The organism is Actinoplanes sp. NPDC024001 (genome assembly GCF_040638955.1).
Lineage (GTDB): Bacteria > Actinomycetota > Actinomycetes > Mycobacteriales > Micromonosporaceae > Actinoplanes.
Window position 1 is genome coordinate 17762 of sequence record NZ_JBEZZB010000002.1, and the last position, 15371, is coordinate 33132.

12 protein-coding genes and 1 pseudogene are annotated in these 15371 nt (G+C 68.1%); 8 read left to right on the top strand and 5 right to left on the bottom strand.

What is annotated here, in order from left to right; translation table 11 throughout:
• The first annotated feature begins 75 nt into the window (after positions 1 to 75).
• From adhE to AB0F81_RS01255, 7 genes and pseudogenes are all read left to right on the top strand, one after another.
• A complete protein-coding gene (gene adhE / locus AB0F81_RS01225) occupies positions 76 to 2715 on the top strand; it encodes a bifunctional acetaldehyde-CoA/alcohol dehydrogenase (protein WP_328465827.1) in 2640 nt (879 codons plus the stop codon).
• Positions 2716 to 2944: 229 nt separating this feature from the next.
• Entirely contained in the window at positions 2945 to 5317 is a 2373-nt protein-coding gene (locus tag AB0F81_RS01230) for a cbb3-type cytochrome c oxidase subunit I (protein ID WP_360189093.1), read from the top strand.
• Positions 5314 to 5976, top strand: a complete 663-nt coding sequence (locus AB0F81_RS01235) for a hypothetical protein (RefSeq protein ID WP_360189096.1) — start codon at positions 5314 to 5316, stop codon at positions 5974 to 5976. Before AB0F81_RS01230 ends, AB0F81_RS01235 begins: the two co-directional genes overlap by 4 nt.
• Entirely contained in the window at positions 5973 to 6788 is an 816-nt protein-coding gene (locus AB0F81_RS01240; protein ID WP_360189099.1) for a slipin family protein, read from the top strand. Before AB0F81_RS01235 ends, AB0F81_RS01240 begins: the two co-directional genes overlap by 4 nt.
• The gene (locus AB0F81_RS01245; protein WP_360189102.1) at positions 6778 to 7062 is read left to right on the top strand and encodes a hypothetical protein; all 285 of its coding nucleotides are present in this window, start codon (positions 6778 to 6780) and stop codon (positions 7060 to 7062) included. The genes AB0F81_RS01240 and AB0F81_RS01245 overlap by 11 nt, the downstream gene beginning before the upstream one ends.
• Positions 7063 to 7325: 263 nt before the next feature.
• Positions 7326 to 7589: pseudogene (locus tag AB0F81_RS01250) on the top strand (transposase); the annotation flags it as partial.
• A gap of 296 nt (positions 7590 to 7885) precedes the next feature.
• Positions 7886 to 8902, top strand: coding sequence for a nitroreductase family protein (locus tag AB0F81_RS01255; protein WP_360189105.1), 1017 nt, complete (start codon positions 7886 to 7888; stop codon positions 8900 to 8902).
• Between the two features lie 103 nt (positions 8903 to 9005).
• Here AB0F81_RS01255 and AB0F81_RS01260 read toward each other — a convergent pair whose 3' ends face one another.
• The 4 genes from AB0F81_RS01260 to AB0F81_RS01275 are packed head-to-tail and all read right to left on the bottom strand — an operon-like array spanning position 9006 to position 14061.
• Positions 9006 to 10586: a hypothetical protein gene (locus AB0F81_RS01260; protein ID WP_360189108.1), complete on the bottom strand. Its 1581-nt coding sequence runs from the start codon at positions 10584 to 10586 to the stop codon at positions 9006 to 9008.
• Complete coding sequence (locus tag AB0F81_RS01265) at positions 10583 to 11476, bottom strand: ABC transporter ATP-binding protein (protein ID WP_328478914.1); 894 nt, start codon at positions 11474 to 11476, stop codon at positions 10583 to 10585. Before AB0F81_RS01265 ends, AB0F81_RS01260 begins: the two co-directional genes overlap by 4 nt.
• Before the next feature lie 5 nt (positions 11477 to 11481).
• Complete coding sequence (locus tag AB0F81_RS01270) at positions 11482 to 12291, bottom strand: MerR family transcriptional regulator (protein WP_328465841.1); 810 nt, start codon at positions 12289 to 12291, stop codon at positions 11482 to 11484.
• A 45-nt stretch (positions 12292 to 12336) separates the two neighbouring features.
• Positions 12337 to 14061 carry a GAF domain-containing sensor histidine kinase gene (locus AB0F81_RS01275; protein ID WP_328465843.1) on the bottom strand — a complete coding sequence of 575 codons (1725 nt, stop codon included), beginning with the start codon at positions 14059 to 14061 and terminating at the stop codon, positions 12337 to 12339.
• A gap of 71 nt (positions 14062 to 14132) precedes the next feature.
• Here AB0F81_RS01275 and AB0F81_RS01280 point away from each other — a divergent pair, with 71 nt between their 5' ends.
• Positions 14133 to 14774, top strand: coding sequence for a response regulator transcription factor (locus tag AB0F81_RS01280; protein ID WP_328465845.1), 642 nt, complete (start codon positions 14133 to 14135; stop codon positions 14772 to 14774).
• Between the two features lie 88 nt (positions 14775 to 14862).
• Here the strand turns inward: AB0F81_RS01280 and AB0F81_RS01285 are convergent, their stop codons facing one another.
• Positions 14863 to 15363 (bottom strand): flavodoxin domain-containing protein, encoded by a 501-nt coding sequence (locus AB0F81_RS01285; protein WP_328465847.1) that lies wholly within the window; start codon positions 15361 to 15363, stop codon positions 14863 to 14865.
• Between the last annotated feature and the right edge of the window lie 8 nt (positions 15364 to 15371).

Here is a 15371-nt window from a genome sequence, read left to right on the forward strand (position 1 = left end):
AGGAGCACCTGCCCGGCGGGGAAGCGAGCACACGCGAGAGCCGAAAGTACCGACGACAGCCGAGGTGACGAGAGCATGACCGCGGATCAGCAGACCGCCGCACCGTCCGACGTTTCCATCATGATTGACGCCCTGGTGACCGCGGGTTTGAAGGCGCTGGCCGACTACGACGCCTTCGACCAGGAGAAGATCGACCACATCGTCAAGAAGGCGTCGGTGGCGGCCCTGGACCGGCACGCCGTGCTGGCGAAGCTCGCGGTCGAGGAGACCGGCCGTGGCGTCTTCGAGGACAAGGCGGTCAAGAACATCTTCGCCTGTGAGCACGTCACGCACAGCATGGCGAAGCTGCGCACCGTCGGTGTGATCAGCGAGGACGAGATCAGCGGCATCACCGAGATCGCGGATCCAGTCGGTGTAGTCGCGGGTATCACCCCGGTCACCAACCCGACCTCCACGGCGATCTTCAAGGCGCTGCTGGCGCTGAAGACCCGCAACCCGATCGTGTTCGCGTTCCACCCGGCGGCGCAGCGGTGCAGCGTCGAAGCGGTGCGGATCGTCCGGGACGCCGCGATCGCGGCCGGAGCGCCGGAGAACTGCATCCAGTGGATCGAGCACCCGTCGGTCGAGGCGACCACCGCGCTGATGCACCACCCCGGCATCGCCACGATCCTGGCTACCGGCGGCAACAACATGGTCCGGGCGGCGTACTCGGCCGGCAAACCCGCCCTCGGCGTCGGCGCCGGCAACGTGCCCGCCTGGATCGAGAAGAGCGCCAAACTCAAGCGTGCCGTCAACGACATCGTGCTGTCGAAATCCTTCGACAACGGCATGATCTGCGCCTCCGAGCAGGCCGCGATCATCGACGACGAGATCTACGACGCCGCCCTCGACGAGTTCCGCTCCCTGCACGCCTACGTCGCCTCCGCCGACGAGAAGCGGATGCTGGAAGAGTTCATCTTCGGCACCGCCGCCTACGGCACCGCGTGCAGCGGAGCGAAGCTCAACCCGGACGTGGTGGGCCAGTCGGCGGCCTGGATCGCCGAACACGCCGGGTTCAGCGTGCCGCCGAAGACATCGGTGATTCTCGCCGAGGTCGGCGAGGTCGGCCCGAACGAGCCGTTGACCCGGGAGAAGCTGTGCCCCGTCCTCGCGGTGCTGCGGGTCCGGTCGCGTGATGAGGGCCTGCGCGCCGCGACCGAGATGGTGGAGTTCCACGGGCTCGGGCACAGCGCGGCGATCCACACCGAGGACGAGGAGCTGGTCGTCGAGTTCGGCAAGCGGGTCAAAGCGGTCCGGGTGATCTGGAACTCGCCGGCCTCGCAGGGCGGCATCGGCGACATGTACAACGCGTTCCTGCCGTCGATGACGCTGGGCTGCGGCAGCTACGGACGCAACTCGGTGTCGAACAACGTGTCGGCGGTCAACCTCATCAACGTCAAGAGGATCGGCAGGCGCACCAACAACATGCAATGGTTCAAGGTGCCGTCGAAGATCTACTTCGAGCCGCACGCCATCCGCTACCTCGCTGACATGCCCGACGTGCACCGCGTTACCGTCGTCACCGACGCGACGATGACCCGGCTCGGCTTCGTCGACCGGATCAACCGGGTCCTGCAGCGGCGCCCGAACCAGGTCGCGTTGCAGATCATCGACGACGTGGAACCCGAACCGCGGATGACCACCGTCGACCGGGGCGCCGAACTGATGCGCTCGTTCCGCCCGGACACGATCATCGCGCTCGGCGGTGGCTCGGCCATGGACGCCGCGAAGGTGATGTGGCTCAAATACGAGCACCCCGAAGTCGACTTCGACGACATGCGGGAGAAGTTCTTCGACATCCGCAAGCGGGCGTTCGCCTTCCCGAACCTCGGCGAGAAGGCCCGCCTGGTCTGCGTGCCGACGACCTCGGGCACCGGCGCGGAGGTGACCCCGTTCGCGGTCATCACCGACCACCGCACCGGCAAGAAATACCCTCTGGCGGACTACGCGCTCACGCCGACGGTGGCGATCGTCGACCCGATGCTGACCGCCAGCATGCCGCGGGCCATCGCCGCCGACAGCGGCTTCGACGCACTCACCCACGCCATCGAGTCGTACGTGTCGGTGTACGCCAACGACTTCACCGACGGTCTCGCCCTGCACGCCATCCGGCTGATCTTCGCCAACCTCGAACAGTCGGTGGTGCACGGCGACACCGAGGCGAGAGAGCGGATGCACAACGCCGGCACCATCGCCGGCATGGCGTTCGGCAGCGCGTTCCTCGGCATCGTGCACGCCATGTCGCACACCCTCGGCGCGACCTTCCACATCGCCCACGGCCGCACCAACGCGGTGCTACTGCCGCACGTTATCCGCTACAACGGCACCCCGCCGTCGAAGCTGTCCGGCTGGCCCAAGTACGAGAACTACAAGGCGCCGCAGCGGTTCGCCGACATCGCCGGCATGCTCGGACTGCCGGCCGCCAACCCGGCCGAGGCGGTCGAGGCGCTGGCCGCGGCGGTCGAACGGCTACGGACCGCAGTCGGGATCGAATCGTCGTTCTCCCAGATCGGCGTCGACGAGAAGGCGTACCTCGCCTCCCTGCCGCAACAGGCCCTCAACGCCTACGAGGACCAATGCGCGCCGGCCAACCCGCGGATGCCGATGCTCGACGACATGCAGGAACTCATGCGCGCCGCCTACTACGGCACCGGCCACGACGAAACACACGGCTGACCTCGCGCCGGGTGGCCGCACGCATGAGGCCATCCGGCGCCCGCCCGACCCGGCGAATCAAGATCGGCCGGTTTGGTTTCAAATGCTGCTTATTCGTACGTTCGAGGGTAAGAACCGCTTCTTCGTCCGCGGCATCTGACTTCTCGCTACGGTCGGGTCGATCGCTGGTGCGACGAAGGGCCGACTGGTGTCTGATCAAGCGCGGGTAAAGGGCTCCGACCGTGCGGAGTTGCGCCTCTCGAAGGGATGGGTCCAGGGCGTTGCCCTGGTCATGGTCTTCGGTTTCTTCGTCATGGGCATGCTGGCCCTGAGGACCTACACCGACTCGATGCCGTTACCGAAGCAGGTGACCGGCCCGAGCGGTGAAGTGCTCTACACCGGCGCGGAGGTGACGGCCGGGCAGCAGACCTTCTTGCGCCGCGGGTTGCAGCAGTACGGCTCCGTGATGGGGCACGGCGCCTACCTCGGTCCGGATTACACCGCCGAGTATCTGCGCATCTCGGCCGAGCACATCAGGGACGGTCTCGCCGTCTCCGGACAGCAGGAGCCCGCCGAGGCAGCGAAACGGATGCTGCGCGAGAACCGGTACGACGAGGCGACCGGCAGCCTCGCCTTCACCGCCGAGCAGGTCGCTGCCTTCGAGGCCGCTACCAGGCATTACGCCGACTTCTTCGGCACCGACAGCACGAAGTACGGTCTCCTGCCCAAGGTGATCACCGACCCTCAGGAGATCCACGAGCTGACCGCGTTCTTCTCGTGGACGGCCTGGGCGAGCGCCGCGGAGCGGCCCGGGCATAGCTACTCCTACACCAACAACTGGCCGCCCGAACCACGCGTCGACAACACCCCGACCGCCGACATCGTGGTCTGGTCAGGCCTGTCGCTGACGGCTCTGCTGGTCGGCCTCGGCGCGCTGTTCGCGTTGTACGGGCGCTGGAGCCGGACTATCGGCTGGCACGCCTCCGAGCAGCCGAGCCTGGCGTTCCGTCAGCCCGGCGAGGTCCAGATCACCAAGGCACAGAAAGTGACCGCGTGGTTCTTCTTCGTCGTGGCCGCGCTCTTCCTGGTGCAGTCTCTGCTGGGCGGGGCCATCGAGCATTACCGCGCCGATCTGAGCACGTTCTTCGGCATCGATCTCGCGCAGGTGCTGCCGTTCAACCTGGCTCGCACCTGGCACGTACAGCTGGCGCTGTTCTGGACGGCGGCAGCGTTCCTCGCGGCCGGCGTGTTCCTCACGCCGATCATCGCAGGCCGGGAACCGCGCCGGCAGCATTGGCTGGCATGGGGACTGCTCGGTGCGCTGGTGATCGTGGTGGTCGGCTCCATGACCGGGGAAGCGATCAGCATCTTCGGCGCCGACTGGGCCAAGGGGTCGATCTTCTTCGACCAGCAGTGGGAATACCTGGACCTGCCGAGATTCTGGCAGGCGCTGCTGGTGATCGGATTGTTCCTGTGGATCGCGATCGTCTATCGCGGGATCCGATCCCGGCTGAGGACCGAGCACCGGCTCAACATGCCATGGCTGTTCTTCTACGCCGGCCTGGCGATCCCGGCGTTCTACGCGGTCGGCATGCTGGCGTCAGCGCAGAGCCATCTGACCGTGGCGGAGTTCTGGCGGTTCTGGGTCGTACACCTGTGGGTGGAGGACTTCCTGGAGCTGTTCACCACGGTGATGGTGGCCTACATCTTCGTGATGCTCGGAGTGGTCCGGCGCCGGATCGCCATCCAGATCATCTTCCTCGACGTCATCCTCTACTCCGCGGGCGGCGTGATCGGGACGATGCACCACCTCTACTTCTCCGGCACACCGGTGGAGCACATGGCGCTGGGCGCGTTCTTCTCGGCTCTCGAGGTGGTCCCGCTGACCTTCCTGACCGTCGAAGCGTGGACCTTCCTGCAGTTGGGCTCCCGGCAGCAGGCCCGCAGCAACGCGCCGTTCCCGCACCGATGGGCGGTGATGTTCCTGGTCGCCGTGGGCTTCTGGAACTTCGTCGGCGCGGGCGTCTTCGGCTTCTTGATCAACCTGCCGCTCGTGTCGTACTTCCAGATCGGCACAGCGCTGACCGCCAACCACGGACACGGCGCAATGATGGGCGTCTACGGCATGCTCGCCGTCGGCTTGGCGCTCTTCGCGCTGCGCTACATCGTTCCCGCGTCGAAATGGCCGGACAAACTGGCGAAGATCTCATTCTGGTCGCTCAACATCGGGCTGGCCTGGATGGTGTTCGTGACCCTGCTGCCGTTGGGCATCCTGCAACTGTGGCACTCGGTCAACGACGGGTACTTCGAGGCACGCACGCTCGGCTACATCACCGAACCGGGCAACGCCTTCCTCGAATGGATGCGGATGCCCGGCGACCTCATCCTGATCATCGGCGGGGTGCTGCCGTTCCTGTGGATCACGTATCTCGGCATCCGCCACGGCATCAAGCCGACGGCGACCGAGCTGCCACCGGAGACGCTCTACGTCGAGGAGACCGCTGAGGCCGCGCAGGACCGCACCGGTCTTCCGGCCATGAGCAGTGCCGGCGCCGAGGGTGGGCTGCGCCGATCGCGTAGCCGCTACGCCTCCGACCTTCGTGAGGAGGCGGAAGGGCCGTGACCGGGTTCTCGGCCTCCGCCGTCGGGGTGGAGGCCTGGCTGGCATCCGGCTATTGCGTGGCCGTTGTCGGGCTTGCATACGTCATCGACGCGCTGGCGCGCCGAGCAGCGTCGGTCTCCGAAGGCGGCATGTCCGGCGGATTCGCCTACCACAAGGACCACGACGCGTGGCGGTGCCCGCAGGACCAGTGGCTGTGGCCGCAATCCTTCGACCCGGAAAACCGTGTGATGCGCTACCGCGGCACTCCGGCGATCTGCAACGCCTGCCCGGTCAAGAACACCTGCACGACATCCTCCACCGGGCGCGAGATCCAGCGCTCGATCGACTCGTGGCCGGCCTCCGAAGCTGCCCGCTTCCACCGCGGGATTGCCTGCGCCGTGGTGGTCCTCGGCCTGGTGTGGCCGTTGGGCGCCGCACTCACCGGCCCCGGACCTGACGCGTTGCTGGTCCTGGCCGCGGCCATGGTTGTGGCAGTGCTGCTCAGCGTGCCGCTCTGGTCCCACCTGCGCCGCAACGCGGTGTTCATCCCCGAGGGCATCGTTTCCCGCTCACTCGATGACCCGGTCGCCGAGCGGGCAGCGGCCGCACCGGCCGTGGCCCGCAGACGCTCACGTTACGGATCCGACCGACGTGAACCAGGAACGGAGGCCGCAAGATGATCATCGGTGTCGTCGTCGTTTCGGTACTGCTCGTCCTGGCCGCTGTCTCGCTGAAGGTGCTGAAAGAGTACGAACGCGGCGTGGCGTTCCGGCTGGGACGGCTGCGGGAGCCGCTGGGCCCGGGTATCAGGGTCCTGGTGCCGGGCCTGGACAAGCTGATCAGAGTTGATCTTCGAGTGGTCACGCTGACGATTCCGCCGCAGGAGGTCATCACCCGCGACAACGTGCCGGCTCGCGTCAATGCCGTCGTTCTCTTCCGGGTGGTGGACCCGGTGAAATCGGTGATGTCGGTGGAGAACCACGCGGTTGCTACTTCCCAGATCGCTCAGACCACGTTGCGATCGGTGGTCGGTCGCGCGGAGCTGGACACGCTGCTCGCCCATCGGGCAGACCTCAACGAGGATCTCGCGAAGTCGATCGACGCGATGACTGAGCCTTGGGGGATCAAGGTCGAGGTCGTCGAGATCAAGGACGTCGAGATCCCTGAAGCGCTGCAGCGGGCGATGGCGCGCGAGGCCGAGGCCGAGCGGGAGCGCCGGGCGAAGGTGATCAGCGCCCGTGGCGAACTCCAGGCCTCGGCGCAACTGCGCGACGCCGCGAAGACGCTCAGCGAAAGCCCGGCCAGCCTCCAGTTGCGCTACCTGCAGACCCTGCTCGAGCTCGGTGCCGACCACAACTCCACGGTCGTGTTTCCCCTGCCGATCGACATCATCGGCCCGTTCCTCGACGCGATCCGTGGGCCGGCCACGCGCGGCGTCAACGGCGCCTCGCCCGTGATCAAAGCTACGGAAAGGACGCATGATGCCCAATGATGTGGCTTCCGGCCCGGAAAAGGGTCGCCCGATCCAGCTGACCCCGGTGGCCCCTGGCGTCTGGCTGGTCATCCTGGGTGGCGGAGTGGCGGTGCTGGGCCCGCTCTTCGGCTTCCTCATCGGCACCGTCCTCGGAGCCGAGGCGGAGACTCTCGGACTGAGCCCGATCTTCCTGTTCCTCTTCCTCGGCTTCCTCGTCGCCGGCGCCGGTGTCGGCACCGCGATGCTCGGCGTCCGCCGCATCCTCCGCAACCGCACGAAGGCCACGGCCTGAACCTCGACCACGTGATCCGCTCTCTCGGCCGGTGCCGGCTGAGAGTGGGCAGCGCGGGGACCACGTGCTTCACCGTGTGGGTGCAACGCGCCAACTGGCGGATTGCGCGGCCAATGACACCGTTATATCCGCCGGACGAAGGGATCGACCGGTCGGCTGACCGTGTATGCGGAGGTGATCCTGAACGAGGAACCCTACACACGATGTGGTGAGGCGAACCGGTTCGAGTGTGTAGCTTGCAGTGATCTTCCATCGTCGGTGAGGTGGAACGTGAGGCACCGCCGCTGTGGATCCTTTCGGACGACCTATGGCATCGGATCGAGCCGCTGCTGCCGGACAAGCCGCGTCGAGCCCGTAGCCCGGGGCGGGAGCGTCTGCCGGACCGGCAGGTCCTGTGCGGGATCCTCTTCGTGCTGCACACCGGGATCCAATGGAAGTCTCTATCCAAGGAACTCGGCTTCGGCTCAGGGATGACCTGCTGGCGCCGCCTGGCAGAGTGGAACGCTGCCGGTACATGGGAGCGACTGCGTGAGGTGCTGCAGCCGGAGCTGCAAGCGGCGGGCAATCTGGACTGGTCGCGAGCGGGAGGCGCCTCACGCGTACAGGCGGACGTTATGGCCCGGGAGGGGCCGAAAGAACGCCCGTGACTGCCGACGACGACAACGTTCCAGCCGGCTGGCACTGAAAACGGCCCGGTGAACAGGACGATATCGAATACTTGAAGTGACACGGCGGTGGCGCCAGCGCAGGCCGTGCGCGGCGGACCGCAGCCCGCCGGACGGTGCCTGACACGCCTCCGCGCAGAACGAGAGACCGGGAGGCGATGACCGTGGACCTCACCACGGAAGTCGACGATCTTCAAACGCCCGCGATACCCACCGTGGACGTGCTTGAGAACTGTGTCAGAACAGCGATGCTCGCGCCTTCGCTGCACAACAGTCAGCCATGGTTGTTCCGGATCGGTGACGGAACCGTTGACGTGTACGCCGATCCCGATCGGCGACTCGACGTTCTCGATCCGGTCGGCCGAGAGTTGATGATCAGCGTCGGTGCCGCGGTCTTCACATTGCGGGTGAGCCTGCATGCCGCCGGTTACCTGCCTAGCGTCGCGATCTTTCCGGCCGAGGATGATCCGGTCCTCGTGGCCAGGGTGAGCACCACAGGCCAGGCGGCTGCCGACCCGATGATCGAACGCTTGGCAGCAGCCGTGCCGCACCGGCACACCAACCGGTCCCCATTCGCCGGCACCGCCATCCCAGACGCCGCGATCGAATCCATGGTCGAGGCCGCCGCTGAGGAAAACGCCCGCCTGGTGCTGGCAGACCCAGCCAGCCGGGACGAGATCCTTGCGCTGTCGCAGGAGGCCGATCGGCGCCTACGCGCCGCTGAGGGCTATGAACAGGAGTTGGCCCGCTGGACCACCCAGCGGATCCGTCGGCACGACGGCGTCCCGCCGACGGCGACCGGGCCCTGGGACGCCATGGAGAGCATGCCGATCCGGGACTTCGGACAGCTGCAGTCACACCTGCCGCGGCCGACTGATGAGTTCGAGCCGCATCCGACGATCATGGTGCTCTCCACCTTCGGTGACGACCGGACCGCCTGGGTCACCGCCGGCCAGGCCCTGCAGCGGGTGCTGCTCACCGCGACCTGGCAGAACCTGGCCACGACACCGATCTGTCAGTCCGTCGAGGTACCGGAGGTCCGCGAACGGCTCACCGACACCAGCGCGGGTGTTTGGGCTCAGATGGTCCTTCGAGTCGGGTACGGCCCGGCCACCACCGCCACGCCGCGACGGCTGCTGGCTGATGTCCTTCTGCCAGATTCCGTCTGTACCTGATTTGCTGCGCCGGATGACGCCGCCAGGTACGTGCGCGGCGGCAGTCATCTGGCCGTTCCGTTCGACCAAGCGCTGCTCGCTGACTCGAGTCGCCGGGCGAGTATCACTCGGTCCGCAGATCGCGGCGGGTGACGGCGAACGTGCCGAGCAGGATCAGGACCGCGCCGATCGTGGTGAGCAGCAGCAGCGCACCGGCGTGCGGGTTCTCGGCGGCGACGTCCGGCACCTGGCCGAAGAAACCCAGGTCCTGGACCTGCTCGGGAACGCCGAGCAGGTCACCGAGCATGGCCAGGACACTGCTGGCCAGCAGGGGCAGCCAGGCCAGCACGGCCAGGCGGGGGACCGCGCCAACCAGCAGCGTGGCGCAGCCGGTCATGACTGTTATGGCCGGCCATTGCCCGATGGTGTAGCCGAGGCTGCGCACGGCGATGTCGTCGCCGTCCAGAACGGCAGGTGTGATCATGGCGCTGATCACACCGGTGACAGTGAGGATGACGGCGCTGGCGGCAGCGGTGACACCGGCGTGGGCGGCTACCGGCGTCCACCGGCGCACGCCGGTGGCCAGTACGAGGCCGGTCAGGCCGGTCTCCTCAGCCCGTCTGGCGGCCAGGATCGACAGGATCGCGAAAGCGGACACGACTATTCCGACGAGCGTGCCGCAGTACGCGAGGTACCCAGCGGCGGGATCGCCGGTGCCGAGTTGGGCGCCGAGGAATCCGCCGATCTCACCGTCGCGTTGCTGCTCGACCGCGCCCGAACCCATGGTCGCGAACAACGTGCCGATCGCCGCGACCGCGACGGTCCAGGCGAGGACCGACGACCGGGTGAGCCGGGCGATCAGCCCGACGGTTGTGTGCACGCGCAGCCGGCTGGTGCTGGTGTCGTGCCGGCGGATCAGACCGGTGCCGAACTCGCGGCGTGCGCATAGCCGCACGGCGGTGAGGGCCAAGACCGCGGAGGTGAGCAGCGCGGGAAGCAGGGCTGCCCACCGGTCGTCGGTGAACGGCTCGACCGTCGCGCGCAGCCCGAGCGGGCTCACCCAGTTGAGAACGTCGACGTGCTCGGTGTCGGCGAACGCGCGTACCGCGAACGAAGCGCCCAGCACGGTGAAGCCCAGCAGCCGGGCCTGCCCGGCCGTCGGCGCGACCTGTGCCAGCGCCACGGTCGCGGCGGCGACGATCAGGAACGTCAGCCCGACCACCGCCCCGAACGCGGCAGCGCCGGCCACGGTCATTCCTTCGACCTGCCCGCCCGATGCCATGATCGCGGCCGCGCAGCCTGTGGTCAGCACGCCGGCCATCGCCGCCAGGATGATCAGCGCGCTGCGTAGCGGCTGCAACGGGGCGATTCCGCAGCCGCGTAGCAGCTCCAGTGACCCGTCGTCCTCGACCGCGCGGGTCACCGCCACCGCGGCCAGGACCGCCATGATCGCAGCGAGGATCGTGACGAACCCCCCGATCTCCCACGTGAACAACTGTGCCGGGGTGCCGGGATCCGGCAGCCGCCCGTACAGCAGGGTCGTCGCCGGATTCTGCTGAGCGAGCTCGACGGCGGTCCGCCGCTGCGCTTCGGTGGCGTAGGTGTCCTGGTAGGCGGTCATCGTGCTGCACAACGCCACCAGCAGCACCGGCCAGGAAGCCAGCAACAGCCGGTGCCGGCGAACGAGTAGGCGGGTCAGTGTCATCGGGCTGCTACCTCGTAGTGGCGCAGGAACAGGTCTTCGAGCCCCGCCGGCGTGCACGTGATGTCGTCGGCGTTCGCGTCGACCAGGACCGCCAGCACGGTGCCTACCCGGTCGCGGGGCACGGCGAGCCGCACCGTGTCGATGCCGGCGTCGACGCTGACGCCGGGTTGACGCAGCTGCTGCAGGATCATGACGGCCTGCTCGGCAGGCAGCCGCGCGGTGACCGTGGACGCGGCGAGATGCCGCATGTCGGCCAGCCTGCCGGACTCGACGAGCCGGCCGTCCTTGATGATCGTCACCGTGTCGCAGAGGTCCTCGACCTCGGCGAGGATGTGGCTGGAGAGCAGGACCGTGCGCCCGGCCGCGACCGCGTCGCGGACACACTGCTGGAACACCTCCTCCATCAGCGGGTCGAGCCCGGACGTCGGCTCGTCGAGGATCAGCAGGTCGGTGGGGGCGGCGAACGCGGCGACGAGCACCACCTTCTGCCGGTTGCCCTTGGAGTAGGTGCGGACCAGCCGGCGGGGGTCGAGCGCGAACGCGTCGGCGAGGCGCCGCTCGGCGTCGGCGTCGCGTCGGCCCCGCAGACCGGCGAACGCGTCCAGGATTTCCTGTCCGGTCAGGTTCGGCCACAGGGTGACCTCACCGGGCACGTACGAGATCCGGGCGGTGACCTCGGCCGCGCGCCGGGCCGGGTCATGACCGAGCACCCGAACGCGGCCTGACGTGGCCCGGTACAGGCCGAGCAGCACCCGGATCGTGGTCGACTTGCCGGCACCGTTGGGGCCGAGGAAACCGTGCACCTCGCCCCGCCCGACCCGCAGATCGAGACCGTCGACCGCGGTGAACACGCCGAACCGTTTGACCAGCGCGGCGACGTCGACAACCAGCTCTGTCACTCCGCCTGTCCCTTCTCGATCATGGCCAGGACCGCGTCGCCGATCACTTGGGCGATCCGCCTTTCGTTCGGTTCGGCGAGGCGTACATACAGGTCAACCGCCCTGCGGGCGACATTCAGGTCAATCGTTCGCAGCAGCCGCGGCAGGTCGGAACCGAGATGCCGGGCGACCCGGCCGACGACCGCTGCCGCGATCCGGTCCATCTCCTGCGGGTCAAGATGGTCGCCGTGCTGATTCCTCTCAGCGATCTGCCCGAACAACGCCGAGCTCTCCACGAGACCGGTGTCGGTGAACCCCTCGTACACGGCCGCTGACTCCGGTGGCATGTCGCCGCGGTAGAACGCCAGCTCCATGAAGTCACGTTCCCGGCGGATCACCCGCCGGGTCTGCGGATCGGTGGCACGGGCGTACATCTGGTCGTAGAACCGCACCATCGACGCCGGCATCGGCGACAGGTGCCCGTCGCGTTCTACCGCGTCGATCAGGTTCAGCAGCCGGTCGCGGCGGTCGTGCAACCGCTGGATCTCAACGTCGACGGAGTCCACGGCCGCCCGCAGGTCGGTCAGAACAGGCGCCGAGCCATCCGTAGCCACGGCCGGTGTCTCATCGAGCATCGCCGTGATAGCGGTCAGTGGGATCCCAGCCTGCCTCAACCAGCGGATCCGCACCAGCCGGGCCAGGTGCGACAGGTCGTAATCGCGGCGACCGTCACGTTGCGGCGGGATCGGGAGCAGGCCGATCTGGTGGTAGTACCGGATCGTCCGGACGGTCGTCTCGGTCAGGTCCGCCAGCTCCGCGATGCGCACCAGGCCAGTGTCTGCTGTGACGTAACGTCACAGTCAACCATCGGTTCAGCCGGTCAGCGGGACGCGCCAGGTCAGTATCGTGCCGCGCCCGTTCGGACCGGTACCGGTCTCGAAGGTGCCGCCCAGGTCGTCGGCCCGGTCGCTCATGTTGACGACACCGCCGCGGGCCAGGCTCGGATCAAGGCCGATCCCGTCGTCCTCGATCCGCAGCGTGACGTTGGTGTTCGTGGCGTGCACGCTGACCCGGGCCTGGCTGGCCTGAGCATGCCGGGCGATGTTGGACAGCGCTTCGCGGACCACGGCCAGCAGTTCCGGGACGATGTCGTCGGGGACGGCGCTGTCGACCGGGCCGGAGGTGTCCAGGACCGGCCGGAAACCGAGGGCGGCGGCAGCCGCGTCGACGGCCTCGCGCAGGTCGGCGCGCAATGACGGTCCGGTCGGGGACCGCAGTTCGAAGATCGACCGGCGGATGTCGCGGATCGTCGCGTCCAGGTCGTTGACCGCGGTGTTGATCCGGTCCACTGCTTCCAGGCGTACCGCGTGGGCGACCGCACCTTGCAGCTGCATGCCGGTGGCGAACAACCGCTGTATGACCACGTCGTGCAGGTCCCGGGCGATGCGTTCACGGTCCTCGAGCACCACCAGTTGTTCGCGTTCCTCCTGAGCTCGGGCCCGTTCCAGCGCCAGGGCGGCCTGCCCGGCGAACGCGGCCAGCAGCGCCGCGTCCTCGTCGCCGAACAGCTGTCCGGCCGGCTGCGCGACGATCAGCACGCCGTGCGGCATGTCGGTACCGGCCAGTGGAGCGGCCAGCGCCGGGCCGGCCGGGACCGGGCCGGGCCAGTCGGCGACGGCCTGCAGGTCCGGCACCGTGCGGTGCGTCGTGTCCGCGAACCCGGTGACGGTCGGTCCGTCCAGCTGGACGGGTTTACCGGCCAGCCCCGAACAGCCCGGGTCGGCGCCTTCGGCGACTTCGATCGTGTACCGGTCGTTCACGTTGTCGTGCAACAGCACCATGACCAGTGTGGCGTCGGACAGTTCGCGGGCACGGCGGGCGATCAACCGTAACGCCTCGGTGCGCCGAACGGCGCCGACCAGCACGGCGGTGATCTCGGCGGTGGCGGCCAGCCACCGTTCCCGGCGTTGCGCGACAGCGAACAGGCGGGCATTGTCGATCGCAACGCTGGCGGCAGCGGCCAGCGCGACGACGATCTCCTCGTCGTCGAAGCTGAACTCGGCGGCGCCCTGCTTCTCCGCAAGGTACAGATTGCCGAAGATCTGGTCACGGGTCCGCACGGGCACACCGAGGAAGCTGTGCATCGGCGGATGGTGGGGAGGGAACCCGTACGAGTCGGGATGCTTGGTGATGTCCGGCAGCCGCACCGGGTGCGGATCGGTGATGAGCAGACCGAGCACACCCCGGCCGTGCGGCAGATCTCCGATCTTCGCGTGAATCGCTGGGTCGATGCCGTGGGTGATGAAGTCGACCAGCTGGGTGCGGTCGGCGCCGATAACCCCGAGCGCGCCGTAGCGGGCTCCGGCCAGGGTGCAGGCTGCTTCGACGATGCGCTGCAGGGTGCTGCGCAGGTCAAGGTCGGTGCCGATCCCCACCACCGCGTCCAGCAGGGCCCGCAGCCGTTCCCGGCTCGAGAGCACCTCACCGACCCGGTCGAGCATCTCCTGCAACAACTCGTCGAGGCGGACCCGCGACAGCGGACTCAGACCCAACGAGGGAGGCTCCGGCCGCGATCCGTCGGTGGGGTGCTCAACCATGACCGACAGGCTATACAGAGCCTCCCGGACCTTCTTTGCCGGTAACCACTGCCGGACGGTATGAAGTACACATGATTCGCGTGTTCCTGCTCGACGACCACGAGGTGGTCCGCCGCGGCCTGATCGACCTGCTGCAGGCGAGTGGCGATATCGAAGTGGTCGGCGAGTCCGGCTCGGCGCAGGAGGCGACCCGCCGGATTCCGGCGCTGCGCCCCGACGTCGCCGTCCTCGACGGCCGGCTGCCGGACGGCAGCGGCATCGACGTGTGCCGCGACGTGCGCGCCGTCGACTCGTCGATCAAAGGCCTGATCCTCACTTCGTACGAGGACGACGAAGCCCTGTTCGCCGCGATCATGGCCGGAGCATCCGGCTACGTCTTGAAGCAGATCCGCGGCAACGACCTCGTGGATGCGATCCGCCGGGTCGCCGAAGGGCAGTCGCTGCTGGACCCGGCGGTCACCCAGCGCGTGCTCGAAAGGATCCGCAACGGCGTGGAACAGCCCCGGGAACTGGCCGGGCTGACCGACCAGGAACGCAAGATCCTCGAACTCGTCGCGGAAGGGCTGACCAACCGGGAGATCGCCGCCCGGATGTTCCTCGCCGAGAAGACGGTGAAGAACTACGTGTCCAGCCTGCTGGCGAAGCTGGGCCTGGAACGCCGCACCCAGGCAGCCGTGCTGGCCACTCGCCTACTCGGCGAGCATCCGCACTGAACTGCCACGCCGACCGACCACCAGACCGGCCGTCGAGCCGGGTGCGCGCCAACGGGCGGCGGACCGATGGCTTCGACTGCGTGGGTGGTCACGGCGGGCTTGCAGCGCCGATGCCTTGCGCCCACTGCTGGGCGCGTTCGAGTTCGCCGGCGACCAGCGGACCAGCGGTGCCGACGACCCGGAAACTCTCCGCGGACAGGACCGGGCGGCCGCCGAGACCGCGCAGCCGCCGCAGCGCCTTGCCGGCCGCCGAGCCGGGCAGCAACGCCATCTTCACTTTGGTGTCGAAGGCGGCCACCGGCAGCCCGGCGAGTTCCGGCGTGTTGTCGAGATACTCCCGGATGCCGGTCTGCTGGGCGCCCGCGCGTACGTCACCCTGTTTGGCTGCGTCGGTGCGGGTACTGGGCCGGCTCATCCCGAAGGCGTGGGTGGGCGCGCCGACCACGAGCAGGTCGGCACCAGCCACCGGCGGCATGTCCTGGACGTCGGCGAGGGTGACGTCGAAGGTGCCGGCGAGGCCGGCGGCAACCGCGCGGGCCACCGTGGCGGTGTTGCCGAACATGGACTCGTAGACCACTAGCGCTTTCATGACAGGTC